The sequence below is a fragment of the Frischella perrara genome (assembly GCF_000807275.1).
In the GTDB taxonomy this organism is placed as follows: domain Bacteria; phylum Pseudomonadota; class Gammaproteobacteria; order Enterobacterales; family Orbaceae; genus Frischella; species Frischella perrara.
Genome location: NZ_CP009056.1, coordinates 1,653,939 through 1,671,124 on the forward strand (window position 1 = coordinate 1,653,939; position 17,186 = coordinate 1,671,124).

General features: G+C 31.7%; 17 protein-coding genes. 2 read left to right on the forward strand and 15 right to left on the reverse strand.

The genetic code is table 11. The annotated features are described in order from the left end of the window. Positions 1-252: 252 nt before the first annotated feature. From FPB0191_RS07195 to FPB0191_RS07220, 6 genes are all read right to left on the reverse strand, one after another. On the reverse strand, positions 253-2,277 hold the full coding sequence (locus tag FPB0191_RS07195; RefSeq protein ID WP_039104988.1) for a hypothetical protein: 2,025 nt from the start codon (positions 2,275-2,277) through the stop codon (positions 253-255). A gap of 830 nt (positions 2,278-3,107) precedes the next feature. Continuing rightward, positions 3,108-4,013 carry an endonuclease/exonuclease/phosphatase family protein gene (locus FPB0191_RS07200; RefSeq protein WP_039104989.1) on the reverse strand — a complete coding sequence of 302 codons (906 nt, stop codon included), beginning with the start codon at positions 4,011-4,013 and terminating at the stop codon, positions 3,108-3,110. A gap of 76 nt (positions 4,014-4,089) precedes the next feature. Then, positions 4,090-4,989, reverse strand: a complete 900-nt coding sequence (locus FPB0191_RS07205) for an endonuclease/exonuclease/phosphatase family protein (RefSeq protein WP_039104992.1) — start codon at positions 4,987-4,989, stop codon at positions 4,090-4,092. 347 nt (positions 4,990-5,336) lie between these two features. Then, positions 5,337-5,765: an Sbal_3080 family lipoprotein gene (locus tag FPB0191_RS07210; protein WP_052236854.1), complete on the reverse strand. Its 429-nt coding sequence runs from the start codon at positions 5,763-5,765 to the stop codon at positions 5,337-5,339. A gap of 445 nt (positions 5,766-6,210) precedes the next feature. Continuing rightward, positions 6,211-6,405 carry a twin-arginine translocase TatA/TatE family subunit gene (tatA, locus tag FPB0191_RS07215; RefSeq protein ID WP_039104994.1) on the reverse strand — a complete coding sequence of 65 codons (195 nt, stop codon included), beginning with the start codon at positions 6,403-6,405 and terminating at the stop codon, positions 6,211-6,213. A gap of 286 nt (positions 6,406-6,691) precedes the next feature. Continuing rightward, positions 6,692-7,120, reverse strand: a complete 429-nt coding sequence (locus tag FPB0191_RS07220) for a universal stress protein (protein WP_039104995.1) — start codon at positions 7,118-7,120, stop codon at positions 6,692-6,694. 205 nt (positions 7,121-7,325) lie between these two features. On the opposite strand from FPB0191_RS07220, the gene mog reads away from it, so the two are divergent. Both mog and argR read left to right on the forward strand, forming a co-directional pair. Then, positions 7,326-7,916, forward strand: a complete 591-nt coding sequence (gene mog, locus FPB0191_RS07225) for a molybdopterin adenylyltransferase (protein WP_110021814.1) — start codon at positions 7,326-7,328, stop codon at positions 7,914-7,916. Positions 7,917-8,066: 150 nt separating this feature from the next. Next, on the forward strand, positions 8,067-8,537 hold the full coding sequence (gene argR / locus FPB0191_RS07230) for a transcriptional regulator ArgR (RefSeq protein WP_039106852.1): 471 nt from the start codon (positions 8,067-8,069) through the stop codon (positions 8,535-8,537). Positions 8,538-8,554: 17 nt separating this feature from the next. Here the strand turns inward: argR and nudC are convergent, their stop codons facing one another. The 9 genes from nudC to FPB0191_RS07270 all read right to left on the reverse strand — a co-directional run bounded on the left by nudC (position 8,555) and on the right by FPB0191_RS07270 (position 17,148). Beyond that, positions 8,555-9,349, reverse strand: a complete 795-nt coding sequence (gene nudC / locus FPB0191_RS07235) for an NAD(+) diphosphatase (RefSeq protein WP_039104999.1) — start codon at positions 9,347-9,349, stop codon at positions 8,555-8,557. Between the two features lie 112 nt (positions 9,350-9,461). Next, a complete protein-coding gene (gene yidC / locus FPB0191_RS07240) occupies positions 9,462-11,081 on the reverse strand; it encodes a membrane protein insertase YidC (RefSeq protein WP_039105001.1) in 1,620 nt (539 codons plus the stop codon). After that, positions 11,065-11,331: a membrane protein insertion efficiency factor YidD gene (yidD, locus tag FPB0191_RS12005; protein ID WP_238574498.1), complete on the reverse strand. Its 267-nt coding sequence runs from the start codon at positions 11,329-11,331 to the stop codon at positions 11,065-11,067. The genes yidC and yidD overlap by 17 nt, the downstream gene beginning before the upstream one ends. Before the next feature lie 17 nt (positions 11,332-11,348). Then, the gene (gene rnpA, locus FPB0191_RS07245; RefSeq protein ID WP_082018343.1) at positions 11,349-11,711 is read right to left on the reverse strand and encodes a ribonuclease P protein component; all 363 of its coding nucleotides are present in this window, start codon (positions 11,709-11,711) and stop codon (positions 11,349-11,351) included. A 14-nt stretch (positions 11,712-11,725) separates the two neighbouring features. Then, complete coding sequence (gene rpmH, locus FPB0191_RS07250; RefSeq protein ID WP_039105005.1) at positions 11,726-11,866, reverse strand: 50S ribosomal protein L34; 141 nt, start codon at positions 11,864-11,866, stop codon at positions 11,726-11,728. Positions 11,867-12,018: 152 nt separating this feature from the next. Further along, the gene (murQ, locus tag FPB0191_RS07255) at positions 12,019-12,945 is read right to left on the reverse strand and encodes an N-acetylmuramic acid 6-phosphate etherase (protein ID WP_039105006.1); all 927 of its coding nucleotides are present in this window, start codon (positions 12,943-12,945) and stop codon (positions 12,019-12,021) included. A gap of 82 nt (positions 12,946-13,027) precedes the next feature. Continuing rightward, positions 13,028-14,206 (reverse strand): lysophospholipid transporter LplT, encoded by a 1,179-nt coding sequence (gene lplT / locus FPB0191_RS07260; protein WP_039105007.1) that lies wholly within the window; start codon positions 14,204-14,206, stop codon positions 13,028-13,030. A 76-nt stretch (positions 14,207-14,282) separates the two neighbouring features. Next, complete coding sequence (aas, locus tag FPB0191_RS07265) at positions 14,283-16,427, reverse strand: bifunctional acyl-ACP--phospholipid O-acyltransferase/long-chain-fatty-acid--ACP ligase (RefSeq protein ID WP_039105009.1); 2,145 nt, start codon at positions 16,425-16,427, stop codon at positions 14,283-14,285. A 481-nt stretch (positions 16,428-16,908) separates the two neighbouring features. Beyond that, the gene (locus tag FPB0191_RS07270; RefSeq protein WP_039105010.1) at positions 16,909-17,148 is read right to left on the reverse strand and encodes a FeoC-like transcriptional regulator; all 240 of its coding nucleotides are present in this window, start codon (positions 17,146-17,148) and stop codon (positions 16,909-16,911) included. Between the last annotated feature and the right edge of the window lie 38 nt (positions 17,149-17,186).

The window sequence follows — 17,186 nt, forward strand, 5'->3', positions numbered from 1 at the left end:
TATAATCCTTTTAAAGGCATATAATTAGTTTTCTCATAATCAAATGGCTTTGATTTTTAAGTTAATTTGCTGATAACGACATAAATTTAAATTAACTGTCGTGATTACTGACTGGATTAATTATTAATTAAGATTAATTACAGATAAGATCAAATCTAATGAGTTGTTAATTAATTTATTCTAAATACATTACCCCCATATAAATAGATTTTTATATGGGGGTAACCATTTTTATGTATAGTCATCGGAGAACTATAATGGAATAACAATTGCTTTAATATCACCGTCTTGACTAGCAGATAGATAAAAATTGCCTTTAAACGCATCATTATTAGTATCATTTGTGTCTAACGGCGTGAATATATTAGATTTAAAAATGTAATTACTATCAGCATTTGCTATGCAGGTCTTACTTTTTATATCAAATATCTTTTTTATATCAAAAATCTTATTATTTGAACAATAACGGCTATTGGCAACCACCCCAGAAAAATAAATGAAATAGGATTTATTAGCTTCAAATATATAATTTGTTGGCAATAATTCATTTAAAGAATATCTAGAACCTTTTAATACTGTTGTTGTTTTAGTTAATGAATTATTTATATCTAAAGGGGTAACAATAGCATTAATTGTTTCGGATTTTTTAGCTTTAAGATAAAAACTGCCTGTAAAAGTTAAATCATTATGAAGAATTCCTGATTTTAATGGCGTAAAAATCTCAAAATTATAATCATAATTTTTATCTATATCATTTTGACAACGTTTAGTTTCATTATCAAAATTCTTTTTACCCGAGCAAGTACGATTAACCTTAGAATCAACGATAAATTTGAGTAAATAAGGTTTATTAGCTTCAAAGTAATAATTTTCAGGTAATAATTCGTTTAATGAATAATTATTCCCTTTTTGTACATTAATATTATATGTTTGCATTTCATTTGGACGATTCTCGTACAAACTATAATTACCTGTACTATCGTTATCAAATAAATTGATGAAATATGACCAAGATAAATCTTCATTACGTGTTTTAGATTGCCAAACATTTTCTGTAGGTAATACTTTTCCATCTGAACGAATTACATTATTTAGTTTCTGTTTACCTGAACTTGGATCAGTTATTTTTACATAAACTAATCCTTTGGTTTCCGGAAATATGAGCTTAGTTTTTCTGTCTATTCTTCTAAGTTCTGCATTAGCTGATTGATCAGAAACTTCGGTGTGAAACCCTTCTGATTCATATACACGTATAACATCCCCATCTAGGGCTAAAAAATCAATAAGCTTATCTCGATTATCTGCATCCACTCTAACATTCTGTATCAGTTGGTGAGAATTAACAGCTTTTAATAAAGAAGTGACGGCACCACCAAGTGTATCTGTATGAGTAAAAGTTGCGTCAAATTCTACAAATTTACCAGATAAACTCGTTATCATATCCCATCTAGCGACTTTAGATTGTTGACTTTCAATATTACCAAAATCCAATAATAAACTTTTACTACTCGACTTATCATTTATATGACTGGATAAAATAGCAAATTCGATAAGTAATTTTTGTTTATTTTCAACTATTTTAGGCTGTGCTGACTCAATAATAGTATTATATGATGTACCATAACCTTCATTTTTAATTCTTAAACCTAGCGTAAATGGTATTGAAGGTTCAACTTCATCAGTAAAAGGATCATCTCCGTAGACATCTATAGGCATAAAATAATCCAATGTTAATAGTGGCTGAGGTCTAACCATAACGTAATCGGGTGATACATCAACAACTGTTTCTTTACCATTTAAAGTATAACTAATCTTAGCGCCAATATTATAGAAAGTATCTTCATAACTAGCAGCACCATAAGCGGGAATAATTAGCCAGTGAATATCTGCGTTTGTTTTGGGAGCGATCTTTCCATCACCATCAATGCTATCAATGTTGTCTAATGAGTCAATCGTATAAAAAAACTTTACGTTTTCATCCTCATTATTACTGTCTTGAGTAGCTATGACTTGCTGACTATTTTTATCAGTGAAAATTAAATCAACACGAATGTTTTCCAACATCATATCTGTTAGACCATTATTAATGATCATTCGCGCATCAAATGCTTGTCGTTCCAATGACAATTTTTGTTCAATTACTATTTTTACTTCTGCACAAATATAATCCTGAGCTGAGGCTTGTTTGCTAAATGCAGAAACACAGGTAAACAAAAAAAATAATAACATCAAAATAACATATTGATGTTTTTGCCTATATTTTAAGGAGATATTCATTTATGGTTGTCCTTTTATATAATTTTTATAGATAGGTAAAAGAATTTGCTGAGTAGCTATTGAATGATTCTTTAAAAAAATCGAGAAAAAATACTTTTTGCATAACAATGTGTTACAACAAAGTATGCTAAATATCTTATTTGATATTGCTGTTTATTAATTTCCAATGAAATTCGATCCACTGACACTTATTACAAATTATAAAAATCATTAAATAATTAATATCTTTCATTATTACCTATTTAATATTCTGATATTAAAGGCTTTTTCTAATTAGAAGTATATTAGAAATATAATGTATTGTTAGTTGCTTTTAAGTTTATAGCGGTTGTAAAATGACTAGATATTTTAATTTCCTGATAATTTATAGCGTAAATAAATATGAAAAAATCAGGAAAAAGATGCTAACAATTGAATAAATATGGGATTAATGAGTGATACATCGGAATTTTAGAAAATTAGAATCTATTGATTTAATTAAGTCTGGTTTTCTTGTTATACACTAAGTATTACTAAAAAATTAAAGTATCATTTCGAAAAATGTTAAGTTTCAATATTATTGATGATTCAATTTATTAAAAATTAAGCACTAATAAAATTTTTGTTTTCTTATCGGTTATATATAAAAATACCGATTATGTGATCTTTTAGCATATTTTTTCCCATTTTGTCAAATCTATATTATTTTATTATTGCAACATCAATTAAAATCAATGTTGCAATACTCAGAAGTTAAAATAGTTAGCTCAATATCTTAATTGAGTTTAATTTGTGTAATCGATATCTTTTTAAAGATAATTTGTTTATCTTAATTAACATGCTTATGTTAATTATTGTTCAACTAACTTTAATTTAGCTATAACAGGTATATGATCACTAACCAAAGGCCAATGAACATTATTCCATTCGTTACCATCGTTTGGAATAATCAATTTTTCAACATACCATTTTTGATTGCGGCTAGTAAAAATATGGTCAAGATCAAGACCGGGATTGCCAGCAGGCCAAGTTCTGGTATCAACATTTTCTTGTTTAACTAAACTCCAATACTTTTCCAATTCTTTAATAACTCTATCATTTTTAACGGAATTAAAATCTCCAAGTAACAACATAATTCCAGTAACTAGATTTGGAAATTCTTCATCTAAATCAAGATCGTCAAATACGATACTATTGATAAATCTAGCTTGAGACAATCTAACATCATCTTCTTCATGCCAATCAAAGTGAGTATTAAATATATATATTGGTGAATCAAAGCCTGGTACATTAATTTTACTTAACATTAAAGCTCGTTGCTCAAAATCACCTGATGGTAATGGGAATATTTTTGTTTTTTCAATTGGATATTTTGATAAGATCGCATTGCCATAATTACCACTATCCATATCTGTGGCTTTTCCAAAAACATAATACATTCCTACTTTTTCAGCCAGTATTTTAGCTTGGTCTAAGTTACCACTACGTGTTGTATTTTGATCAACCTCCTCTAGTGTCACAATGTCAGCATCCATAGATTTAATCGCTTTTGCCACTAAATCTAGATCCATCTTATGTTTTCTTAATCCCCCTGCTATATTATAGTTTGCGATAGTGATTTCTGGTTGCTTGTCATTAGGATACATTTTATTTGGAGAACTATAATATTGAGTCTCAAGTAAATCATCCATCGCATAAGTATTGAACACTAATGAAAATAATCCTATGAATACAAATATTAAACTCTTCTTCTGCATATATTTATCCTTTTACAATTTTAAAGGGCAAATACCTTTAAATTTTATCTACCCTTATCTGCAAAATTCATAATCATTAATGATTTTTTATAATCATTTGCACAGGATAATGATCAGAATAATTATCGGTGAAATCATCTTTTATTACTTTCACGTCTAACACATCATTTTTTAGTGTAGGTGAAACATAAATATAATCGTAACGCAATGGCGTGGAAGATTGGTCATAAAATACTTTAGTAGGTGCAGTTGAGATAAATTCATTATGTTTGATCTTTAAGGCATCAATAAAACCTGCATTAATAAGATTCTGTTGTACTGTATAGCTTAATTTACCATCAACAAGATTTTCAAGAATAGGACGCTTTTTTTCTTTTTCTTTTATATCATTGAGAAGGTTACTTTTATCGTATTCACTTTTATCCATTGGTGAAAATGAGTTCAAATCGCCAGCAATAATCCATTTACCTTTTGGATCTTGACTATATTTAATGGAGTCAATTATTAAATTCATTTCATCAATTCTTTTTGCTGTCCAAAAAGGATTTAAATGCGTTATAACAAAATGATAATTACCAATGTCAGCATATAAAGCACCATGCCATAAATTATCTACGACTTTATTGACATTCACTATAGGATATTTTGAGGTGATAGCGACAGGGAAAAATGCTGCATCATCTGGAGATTCTTTTAATAAAACGGCATAATTGTGACCATAACTTGCTGCAAATTTTTCTAATTTTTCACGGGTGAAAAAATTCATTTCCTCCCAAGCGATAATATCCGCATCTTGTTCTTTAGCCCATTTAATAAATTGTTGTTTCCCTTCTGATTCATCTAATTTCATACCATTATAAACATTATAGTTAATTATTTTTAATTCCTTACTTTCATCAAGAGAAGCAAATGCTGAAGAAGCGCTAAGAATGATACTACTAATAATTGCTACAATACCAAGTCTCGTTTTATTCATAATACTCACCTTTTTCTTCCAGTTATTAATATAAGTATTATATTGATTCAAATATAAGAAAAACTATTTTTATAATTTATGTGATATACATCAATAATATTTATCTGTTAAGTCTTAAATCCTCGATTATTATTGTTGTGATATGAATAAATCTAATCAACATATCAAAAATTAAATACGATCAATAATGGAAGAATAACTTTAGTATTTTTTCATTTGAAAAAATGATATCTTCTATTTGGTATAATCTTTTTATCTAAATATCAATGATATAGCCTATTTACCAAGTATAAAAAAAGCCCTTTCGGGCTTAATAGTGGTTAAGTTATTAGCTATTTAAAGGTTTATCATTTTTTATTTAATAATTCATCAACAACAGGATTCATTTTACTTGAAATTGATGCCCATTTTGTTAAAGAAAGACCACCTTTGCCATTCAGATGATAGGTAGCTTCTGCAATTAGATCATTACCTTTAAATAGGTTAAGTTCTGCGTGAGACAAATAAAGACCTAAATCCCAACTTCTTAATGCTGAATACAATAATGTATATTCACACTCCGCGGGTTTATTTGCATCTGAAAATACTAAGGTTCTAATATGGTGATATTCTATTCTTCGCCTGATTGTATCAATAAATTCATAAAATTTTACAGACTTATTCTCATTAATACAGATCTGATCTATTTGAAGATTTTTATCCACGCTTTTAACTTTTATAGAGGTACATGCAGGGAGTAATAAACTACATAAGACGAGACTAATAAGTTTTTTCACACATTTCTCCTTATTATATTGTATGAATTTTTTAATTATTTTATATCAATTATAAACCAACAACTTTCTCTAAAGAATTCTATAGATTAAATTGTTAGATCACTTTATTACTTGTCGTTGAAGATATAAGTTGGGCTATGATAAACCAATTAATATTACAAAAAAATCATAAAATATAATTTATATAGTTTTGATAGTTTTTAGAACTACTTTATAGTTAATTATTTTGTTAGAAATAAATTATGAAATGTTGCTCACATTAGAATTCATTTAATATCATTTTTTATTTTGTGAATTTGAAGTTATTTAATTATAAGAAGAAAATTACAGAACTTTTGTAAAAGATATCTTTTAATGTTTTATATTTTTTGTTTGTGTGATTGATTCCCCATCATGAATTAAAACATGATGAGGAAAAGGCGTAACTACTAACTATTAGTTAGTTTTAATCATGCTCATTGTTATTGTTTGCATCTTTATTATCAATTAAAGGCGTTTTTTTATCGCCTTCATTCATTTCTTTTTTAAACCCTTTAATGGCTGCACCAAGATCAGATCCCAATGAACGTAAGCGATCAGTCCCTAAAACTAGTACCGCAATAACGAGCAGAATTATTAATTTTGGCCAACTTATCATCATATATAGAACCCTTTTTTAACTTAAAATTCAACTAAAATATGATCATCGCTTTAACAACTTAATGAAGTCATTAAATAACTTAAGTGTTTGATATCATATTATTTTGAGAGATTGCATAATAATCATTGATAAACAAGAGTGCTAGATGAATTTGATTTTTTACATAATTTTATGATGATCTTAATAATTATTTGATAATTATATTATGCCTACGATAAAACGTATTGTATTGCTTATTTTGATAGGATAACTCGTACAAGGTGTACGAGTTAAATTAGTAATAATATTAACGAATAACTAATACTGACATTTTCGCTTGTCGAACAATTCCAGCGGCATTAGAGCCCAATAAATGAGTTGATATATTCGGACGTCTTGAACCAACGATAATGAGATCAGGTTGTAATTCATCCGCTAAAGTCAGTATTTCATCACGTGGATTACCAAAAGCAAGTGCATAAGAAAGATTTTCTTTAGGTAAATCAATATCGTGTATTAATTTTTTTAACCATTTTTCCGCCCCTACTGTCGCTTGATCTTTAAATTCATCATAACCGAATGAAAAAGCATTAATGATTGCTGATGAGATAGGAAGTGTATGAAAAAATTTTACTTTAGCATTAGAAAGCCTAGCTAAATATTCTACGTGAGGAATAACTTTTTGCGTCAATTCTGTTTCAGAAATATCAACCGGTACTAAAATAGATCTATACATTGGTTCCTCCCTATGAAAAGGAAATTTATTTAAAGTCTTATAACTATTTTAGTATATACCTAAAATCATTTGTTTAATATTGAGCTAGCGCACATTACTAAAAACTAAAACAGGGTTTTTATTGCCCTATTTTATAATTGCTACAGTACAATTTAGATTAATAACCGTATAATATTCAAATAATGAATGATCTTTAAGGAAATATATAATGTTATTAAAAATTGGTCTAGTCTCTATATCTGATCGTGCTTTTTCCGGTATCTATGAAGATAAAGGTATTCCATCATTAATAGACTGGCTACAGCATGCTATAAAGAGTAATTTTACAATTGAAACCAGATTAATACCTGATGAACAAGCAATCGTTGAAAAGACATTGATAGAATTAGTCGATGACCATAAGTGTCATCTTATTCTTACGACTGGTGGAACGGGTCCGGCTAAACGCGATATTACTCCAGAAGCAACGCTTGCGATTGCTGATAAAGAATTACCTGGATTTGGTGAACAAATGCGACGAATCAGTTTACATTATGTTCCTACAGCAATTTTATCGCGTCAAATCGCCGTAATTCGACGACAATGTTTAATCATCAATTTACCAGGTCAACCAAAATCAATTAAAGAAATTTTAGAAGGTGTTAAAGATGAGCAGAATAATCAAATTGTAACAGGAATATTTGCCAGTGTTCCCTATTGTATTGAACTACTAGATGGTCCATATATTGAGACCCATGATAATGTTGTAAAGTCATTTCGACCTAAGAATGCAAAGATTCATTCTCAGAATAAATAGCTTTAATATGTAATAAATTATTTAAACTACACTAAAACTTGATTACATTTTTAGCAATCTTCATTAACTTTTGATTTTATGATTTTAATTTATGCAAAAATATTGCATAATTATTGAATAATTATGAAATTTTATAGGGTTAAACTACCAATGTCAGTACGTAGTAAACAAGATGAACTTATAAAAGCATTTAAAGAGATGTTGAAACAAGAGAAATTCAGCTCACAACTGGAAATTGTTCAGGCATTGCAACATCAAGGTTTTGATAGTATTAACCAGTCAAAAGTTTCCCGTATGCTAACCAAGTTTGGTGCTGTTCGAACTCGCAACGCTAAAATGGAGATGGTTTATTGTCTACCGGCTGAAATTAGTGTACCCACTGCATCTAGCCCATTGAAAAATTTAGTTTTAGATATCGATTATAACCATGCTATGGTCGTCATTCGTACCAGTCCTGGTGCGGCTCAGCTTATTGCCCGATTACTCGATTCAATTGGCAAATCTGAAGGGATTTTAGGTTCAATAGCAGGTGATGATACAATTTTCAGTACTCCAACTAATGGTTATACAGTTAAAAAATTATATAAAATTATTTTAGAACTATTTGAGCAAGAACTTTAGTTTTTGCTCTTTTGATTTTATGAACCGTATTCTTCATATTCACGGCATAATATAATAGTATCTTCAATTAATCTTCTTGCAACAGTCCCATATCCTGGTATTTTAGGTAGCTGACTATAATGATACCAATTAGCTTCAACTAGTTCATTAGGATCAATTTTGATTTCACCATAATCATAATCGGCCATGAAGGCTAGCATCATAGAGTTTGGGAAAGGCCAAGGTTGAGATGTTACATAACGAATATTTTTAATGCTAATTTGCGATTCTTCATATACTTCTCGCATAACAGCTTGTTCAATTGTCTCTCCAACTTCAACAAAACCAGCCAGAACTGTATATAGATTATCTTGGTTATGACGAGTATGCTTAGCAAGAAGTATCTTATTTTTATCTCGAATGGCAACAATGATTGAAGGTGATATTTGTGGATAATAACGTTGATGACAGTTATCACATAAACAGCACCATTCCGTTGTACTTAAATACATTTCATTCCCACAATAACCACAAAATTTATGTGAACGATAAAATTCTGCAAGTTGTACGGCTCTACCTGCTAATAAAAATAATGATTGATCAATTGTATCTAATAACGTTCTAACTGAAGCCATATTATGTAACATTTCATGACAAACTAACCAAACTGGTTGCTCTTGCCATACACCAATAGATTGAGCTTTCTTTTGTGTTAATCCAAATTGTTGTGCCGTTCCAAATGGTACTTCTCCATTTGGTAACCATAATCGACCATTTTGGCTGACAAACCAATAACCCTTTTCATGACCGAGTAATTCAAACTGTGGTTGCATTTTCGTTACGTTTCCTTGTCTTATAATTTATTGAACTGGTTAGTCGATAAACATAATTAATTATTTTTTATAAAATAAAAAAGGCAGAGTATTCTCTGCCTTAAATTATAAATTATTTTGCTTTTTTCTCGTGGAGCCCGTTCTTTTCAAGTTCCCAGTAAATAACACGTTGTTGCACAATTGTGAATAGATTACTCACAATGTAGTATAAAACGAGTCCTGATGGGAACCATAGGAAGAATGCAGTGAAAATGACTGGCATGAATGTCATTAATTTCTTTTGCATCGGATCATTCACAGTAGTTGGTGACATTTTTTGAATTAAAAACATTGTCAATCCCATTATTAATGGTAATACATAGTAAGGATCTTGTGCTGACAGGTCATTAATCCATAGCATAAATGGCGCATGACGTAATTCAATAGAGTTTCCTAACATATAAAATAATGAAAGGAAAATCGGCATTTGAATTAGTAACGGCAAACAACCACCTAATGGATTCACTTTTTCTTGACTGTAAAGTTCCATTGTGGCTTGTCCCATTTTCTTACTGTCATCGCCATAACGTTCTTTCAAGGCTTGCAAACGCGGTTGCAACAATTTCATTTTAGCCAATGAACGATATTGTGTTCGAGTTAAAGGGAATAAAATACCACGAACAATAAAGGTTATTATAATAATTGCCACACCCCAGTTTGAAACAAAACTTTGGATGAATTTCAATAAATAGAATAAAGGTTGAGATAAGAACCATAGCCAACCATAATCAACGATTAAATCTAAATGTTGCGCGGTATCTTTAAGTTCACTTTGGATTTCAGGTCCCAACCATAACTGAGCATTAATGGTTTGACGGCTACCACTTGCTATTGTTGTGTTTTCACCTCTAAAACCAATGGTTGCTTGTGTATCATTATTAGTTGATCGACTATAAATATGATTTTCTTGATTCTGAGATGGAATCCAAGCCGAAGCAAAATAGTGCTGCAACATTGCAATCCACCCTGTTTGGGTATTTATTTTTAAATTGTCACTTTTAATGTCATCAAAACTATATTTACTGTAATTTGTTTCAGAACTTGAATAAGCTGCTCCACGAAAAGCACTTAAACCTAATCCACTACCACCCTCTGAAACTATATCATTCGGTAAGGCTATCGTTTGCTTCAATTGACCATACATTGTCACTTCAATAGGCGATGCACTTTTGTTCTCAATATCGTAACTAACATCAATTGCATACTTACCGCGTTTTAACGTATACGTTTTAGTATATTTCACACCATCTTTAGTATAAGTAAGCGGTACACGTAATTCTTCTTGACCATCTGCTAACACAAATTCATTTTGCGTAACTTTATAAACAGGGCGAGCACCTTTTTGTGCATTGTCTGGACCATCTTTTCCGGCTAAACCACTTTCTGCTACATAAACAAAATCTGGTTTTGTTATTAATAACTGATATGGTGTTTTGGAATTCAAGGTTTGGTCATATTTTAACAAATCTGCCGATTGAACATCACCGCCATAAGTGTTAATCGTTAGCGATAATACATCAGATTTTACAGTGATTATTTTAGCGGAAGAACTTGTTGAATCATTAGATACCATCTGTTCAGTTTGTTGGTTTTCTATAATTGGCTTCGGCGCATGATCATGCTGCCAAGCTTGCCAAATGAAAAAAGAAACAATAAGTAAAGCAATAACTAAAATATTACGTTGTGCTGCCATTAGTTTTTTTCTCTATTTTGTCTGGTTTAGGCGGTACTGGATCTTCACCACCTTCATTTAAAGGGTGACATTTTAATATACGTTTAACCGTTAGCCAACACCCTTTTATCAATCCAAAACGTTTGAAAGCTATTATTGCATATTCAGAGCACGTAGGTCGAAAACGACAATGTGGTCCTAGCAAAGGACTGATAATCTGTTGATAAAAACGAATTAATATTATAAAACAATTTACAAAGAATAAATTTATCCAAGATAAAAATAATTTCAGTTTTTGTTTTTTTGACCGGAAAGAAGTCGTTGCCATAATTTATCTAATATAGTTCGAATTTCTTTATTATCTAACGCTACAGCAGCCGTTCTTGCCATGACAATAATATCAACAGCAGGAATCTGATTTTGTCTTAAGCGAAAATCTTCTCTAATTACTCTTTTTAAACGATTTCGTTCATGTGCCCGCTTGACTTGTTTTTTGGCAATAGCAAAACCTAGTCGAGGATGGTCAACATGATTATTCCGAAAAACAAAAGTAATATAAGGAGAGCCGACTCTTACAGATTGACTAAAAACGTGGTTAAAATGGCTGGGAGTTAACAAACGTAACTCCCGATCAAAGGAGAGCTGATTAATCACTCAACTTAATATTAGCTTGATACAGTTAGACGAGCGCGACCTTTTGCGCGACGACGAGCTAATACTTGGCGACCGTTTTTAGTTGCCATACGAGCACGAAAACCATGAGTACGGTTACGTTTTAAAACTGATGGTTGAAATGTACGTTTCATGATGATTTATACCTAAATCTAATTTTATTAAATTGGCAAACGAAAATCTGCCTTTATTACCTAAAAGAAGCCCGAATTATAGAGATAAAATAACTATTAGTCAATGCACTTTCTTGCTTTTGGTAACGATATCTATAAAAAAATAGCCATCTTTATTTTGATAAATATTCATCTCTCTTATTCGCTAATACGTGAGCAATCATTCCTCTATTTTCATTTAATAAGTCCATTGCTTGCTCCGCACTAATTTGCATCAAAAGCATAATAATAGCTGTTTTACATTGCCTGTTACACTGTTCTAAGGCATTAATCACTTGTTGACGAGAGCAAGACGTTGCCTCGATAACAATCTGAATTTGTCGTTCGATTAATTTAGCATTGCTAGCTTCAACATCAACCATTAAATTACTAAATACTTTACCTATTTTTATCATACTGGCTGTCGTTAGCATGTTAAGAACGAGTTTTTGTGCAGTTCCGGCTTTCATACGTGACGAACCGGTAATTACTTCAGCTCCAACGATAGGAGTAATTGCAATATCAGCTAAACCGATCATTGGAGCATTCGGGTTACAGCAAAGACTAATCACGGTTGCCCCCTGCGATTTGGCATATTCCATCGCTCCTATTACATACGGAGTTCTCCCACTAGCCGCAATACCCACTAAAATATCTTTATAATCAAATTGAATTGATTGCAGATCAGCCTGACCTTGTTCAGGTTTATCTTCGGCATTTTCTACAGCTTTAAAAATAGCCGGTGTACCGCCGGCAATAATTCCCATTATTTGTTCTGCCGGCGTGCCATAAGTTGGCGGACATTCACTAGCATCCAAAATGCCTAATCTTCCCGAAGTACCTGCCCCAATATAAATAAGTCTACCTTGTTGTTGAAATGCTTCTACAATCTTATCAACCGCCTGAGCAATTTGTGGCAACTGTTTTTCAACTGCAAATGCGACTTTTTTGTCTTCTTCATTGATAACTTTTAACATATCAATTGTAGTCAATTGATCAATAGTCAAACTAGCCTGATTACGACTTTCGGTAATCATAGTCGTTAAATCAATATGTTGCATAATAGAACCTTTGTTTGAACGTTTTTATTTACTAAATTTTTATTTACTAAATATGTACCAATTACTAAATTTGTTTTAAGTATTATATACGTTTTTGTCCTAACCACAGTAAGGTAACCAGTAAAGCCAAGGTACAACCAAAGCCGATACCAATAATTATTAAGGAAATTCCCAAGGCGACCGACAGCGAATAAAGTCCTAACATTAACATCATGGAACCATATTCACTAAAATTTTGTACAGCAATAGCACTGCCTGCTCCTACTGATTGTTTACCTAAGTTTTGTAATAGTGCATTAAGTGGAACCAAGAAGAATCCGCCCAACGAACCAATTGCAATAAGTAGTATGTAACATACCATCATATTTGATTGTAAACTAAAACAGATCACCACAATCCCCATTAGAATTCCGGCGGGAATACAACGAACCGTATTTTTTAAATTGATAAACTTCCCAGCTAAGCCTGCACCGATGACAATACCTATAGCAACTACTGCATTAAGTATGGTTGGGGTCGTATTATCTGTAATACCAAACACTAATGGTATCCAGTCAATTAATAAAAAACGTAACGTTATTGTTGATCCCCAAAATAAGCTAGTACCAATTAATGACATTCTTGCTTGTGGATGATTATAGAGTTTACACAATGTACGAATAAAATCTGTAATCATGAATTTAAAATTCCACTTAACATCGGTTCTGGCAGGCGCTAATTTAGGTATAAAAAAATTGGCGATCATAGCTACACAAAATACAACAGCACAAGTTACTAACGACATGATAACATTTAAATCAGCAATATAACCACCGGCGACACTTCCCAATAAAATCGCTGCGATAGTCGATGTTTCAATTAATCCATTGGCTTTGATTAAATTATCACCACTCGTTAACTCACCTAAAATGCCATACTTAGCTGGGGAATAACATGCAGCTCCTATTCCAACAATTACATAGCCAACAAAAGGGTTTAGACTTAAGCAAATGATTGCAGCCCCTATAAACTTGAGGCTATTGGCCACTAACATTACCCTTCCTTTTGAAAAACGATCAGCAATTTGACCAGTAAAGGGGGCACTCATAATAAAGGCACCGACAAATGCCATTTGTAAAACAGGTTTACTCCAATCAGGATATTGTAAATTTTTCATTAATGCTAATATAGCGAATAATAAGGCATTATCACTAAATGCTGAAAAAAAATGTGCTAATAGTGTGGCTACCATTCCACGTGTAAATAGTGTTGAATTTGTCATAACAACTCCTAATTAGTAACCATGCTGAAAATAAGCATGATTACTAATATTCTAGAAAAGGTTTAATTAATATTATTTAATTCTCTTGTGCCATTTTGTGGAGTGTCACAAAATCAATTTTACCTGTACCTAGTAGCGGTAATTGTTGAAGAATACGAATATCACGAGGTACCGCTATAGCCGGAATACCTAATGATTGTGCAGTTTGCGAAAGTTGTTCGCGTGTGAGATGTTCAGATGTTGTGAATAAAACTATTGCTTCCCCTTTAGTCGCATCTTGTTTGATTGTTGCACCATGCATTGCCTCGCTATCAATTGCTTTAGCAATTGTCTCGACACTTTCGAGGGATACCATTTCTCCGGCTATTTTTGCAAAACGTTTTAAACGGCCTTTGATAGTCATGAAACCATCATTATCAATGTCAACTATATCACCTGTATCATACCAACCTCGGCTAACAATCCCTTCGTCATCAATTGAAGTTGGAACAACTAAGTGACCCGGATTATCTACCAATAAATATCCTTTCATAACATTTGGACCTTTTAACTGTAGACGACCACCTTGGGTAATACCCGGAATTTTAATTAATCGTGTAGTAATCCCTGGTAAAGCACGTCCAACTGTTCCTTCTCTATAAGCCATTGGCACATTTAAAGAAACAACAGGCGCACATTCAGTTACCCCATAGCCTTCAAGAATACGAATACCGAATTTTGTTTTCCATATATCTCGTATACTATCAGCTAATTTTTCTGCACCCGCAACCACATAACGTAAGCGCATAAAATCATAAGGGTGAGCATATCGAGCATAGTTGGCTAAAAATGTCGGCGTACCAAATAAAACCGTACAGTTTTGATCATAGATGATTTCGGGTACCATTTTATAATGCAATGGATTAGGGTATAAGAATGTTTTACTTCCTGAATAAAGGGGTAATAATAAGCCAGCTGTTAACCCAAACGCATGAAAAAGTGGTAAAGCAGACATAAATCGATCACTTGGCATTGGATCAATTACACTACGAATCTGTTCAACATTAGCCAATAAAGTAGCATGTGAATGCACAACGCCTTTCGGATTACCTTCAGAACCAGAAGTAAATAGCACCAATGCTTCTTTATCATAATCATGATTACGGCGAATAAAACGAGGTATATATTGATGAAATAAGACCCATAACTTATTGGTAATTGTTAGTGAATCTTTCAAGTCTTCAAGAAAATACCACTGCACTCCTTCTATCTGTTCTAAGAGATAATCAAGTTTACCTTTTGTTAAGAACTTCTTAGAAGAAATGATTATTTTAATTTCGGCTGCTTTAACAGCACAATTTAACCCTTTTTCGCCTGCCGTATAATTCAACATTGCAGGAATGCGATCTTTTAATGACAAAGCCATTATGGTTGAAACACTGATTGCTGCATTGGGCAAAAGTACCCCAACTCGTTCATGTTTTGTCGTATGCTTTTCAATAAAGCAACTAACACCGAGTATTTGCTGCAACAATTTACGATATGACAAGTGTTTAGTTATTGGATCTTGAATAACATAAGACTTAGCCCCATAACGCGCTTGCGCCTCCAACAATGCATCGAATAATGTCCGTTTTGGACGGCTTTCCATTCGAGATTCCATCATAATCTGATGTAATTTCTCACCAGCAATATATCGACGTTCTCTAGCCTTAGGTGCATCCGGCATTGCGATATGTTTAGGTTCTAGGATATTGATAGTAATTTGAGGAAACAATCGGCGTTTAAATATACCTTTCAGTCGACTCATGATGGTAAACTCAGCACCCTCAATCCAGACTGGCACAATAGTAGCATTTGCTTTAGCTGCAACAAATGCAGAACCATCGTAAATCTTCATGAGTGAACCTGTGATTGTTATTCTTCCTTCAGGAAAAATAACCAGTGGTCGACCTTTAGCTACCTCTCGCACTAGTCGTTTTATTGCGATTGGTCTAGTAGGATCCATTGGCACAAAATCAACATAATGTTTCGCTAAGTTAACAAGCCAATGATTGAAATAACCCGAATAAATGGCAAAGACAGGTCTTATTGGTAGAAATGCACCTAATAATACACCATCTAAAAAAGAAACATGATTTGAAGTAATGATAAGTCTATCGTAATTGAAATGATTAAGATTTCCTTTAATTTTAACTTGAAAAAGAAATTTTAAAATAACTTTGATTATCTTAAGTACCATGAGAAATTCTCAATATCATGCAACATTGCATATAAACGATAATAAGCATAAAAAAATCCCAATCAAGCCTTTTAAGCTCCTGTTTGTACAAAAAAAATACATATTTTTATTTGGCTTTATGTTGTTTTTTTATCAACTAGCTGATTAATATTGACATTACATTTGATTGCGTGAAATTTAAACAAAAACATCGTATGATTAAATAACAGACGTTAATAGTATATTTTATATACTCATTAATTCAAAATTAGTCTAAAATGATGTAAATATCGCTTATTTTTTTGCACAGTTAAGTTAAATCTACTGTTCATTTATTTTAAATAATAAAATAACTAATTGAATTAATTTAATATATTTTTGTTTAAAAATTATTTTATATTTATTTTGCAATATGTTACGAAATGATTGATACATTACGGACACATCATCTAACGATTAAGAATAGCCAAGGGATTTTTAATAAGACTATTTCAATAAATATTTAATCGTTAAGCTGATAAAACTGTAATGCACTAGGGTCGCATTCATGGCAATCTGCGCAAACTTTATTAGTTACACATGCAGAAACCGGCAAATTTATAGCGGTTAATTTGCCTTTTCTAACCCAAAATTCCAACATTGGTTTAATTGCACTTTCTTTGAGATGAAAATGTCGAGTCAGATTAAGTAAACTAACCCGACCATTTAATTCAATATAGTGATAAATATTAGTTAATAACATGTTCAATTTTTCTTACCTTAAGCAAAAATACCATATAT

What these genes read in the sequence shown, in the direction of transcription:
- tatA (WP_039104994.1), bottom strand. Translation starts at nt 6,405, where the DNA reads ATGATGATAAGTTGGCCAAAATTAATAATTCTGCTCGTTATTGCGGTA.
- nudC (WP_039104999.1), bottom strand. Translation starts at nt 9,349, where the DNA reads ATGCAACCACAGTTTGAATTACTCGGTCATGAAAAGGGTTATTGGTTT.
- argR (WP_039106852.1), top strand. Translation starts at nt 8,067, where the DNA reads ATGTCAGTACGTAGTAAACAAGATGAACTTATAAAAGCATTTAAAGAG.
- FPB0191_RS07205 (WP_039104992.1), bottom strand. Translation starts at nt 4,989, where the DNA reads ATGAATAAAACGAGACTTGGTATTGTAGCAATTATTAGTAGTATCATT.
- murQ (WP_039105006.1), bottom strand. Translation starts at nt 12,945, where the DNA reads ATGCAACATATTGATTTAACGACTATGATTACCGAAAGTCGTAATCAG.
- FPB0191_RS07195 (WP_039104988.1), bottom strand. Translation starts at nt 2,277, where the DNA reads ATGAATATCTCCTTAAAATATAGGCAAAAACATCAATATGTTATTTTG.
- FPB0191_RS07220 (WP_039104995.1), bottom strand. Translation starts at nt 7,120, where the DNA reads ATGTATAGATCTATTTTAGTACCGGTTGATATTTCTGAAACAGAATTG.
- rpmH (WP_039105005.1), bottom strand. Translation starts at nt 11,866, where the DNA reads ATGAAACGTACATTTCAACCATCAGTTTTAAAACGTAACCGTACTCAT.
- aas (WP_039105009.1), bottom strand. Translation starts at nt 16,427, where the DNA reads ATGGTACTTAAGATAATCAAAGTTATTTTAAAATTTCTTTTTCAAGTT.
- FPB0191_RS07200 (WP_039104989.1), bottom strand. Translation starts at nt 4,013, where the DNA reads ATGCAGAAGAAGAGTTTAATATTTGTATTCATAGGATTATTTTCATTA.
- yidC (WP_039105001.1), bottom strand. Translation starts at nt 11,081, where the DNA reads ATGGCAGCACAACGTAATATTTTAGTTATTGCTTTACTTATTGTTTCT.
- FPB0191_RS07270 (WP_039105010.1), bottom strand. Translation starts at nt 17,148, where the DNA reads ATGTTATTAACTAATATTTATCACTATATTGAATTAAATGGTCGGGTT.
- lplT (WP_039105007.1), bottom strand. Translation starts at nt 14,206, where the DNA reads ATGACAAATTCAACACTATTTACACGTGGAATGGTAGCCACACTATTA.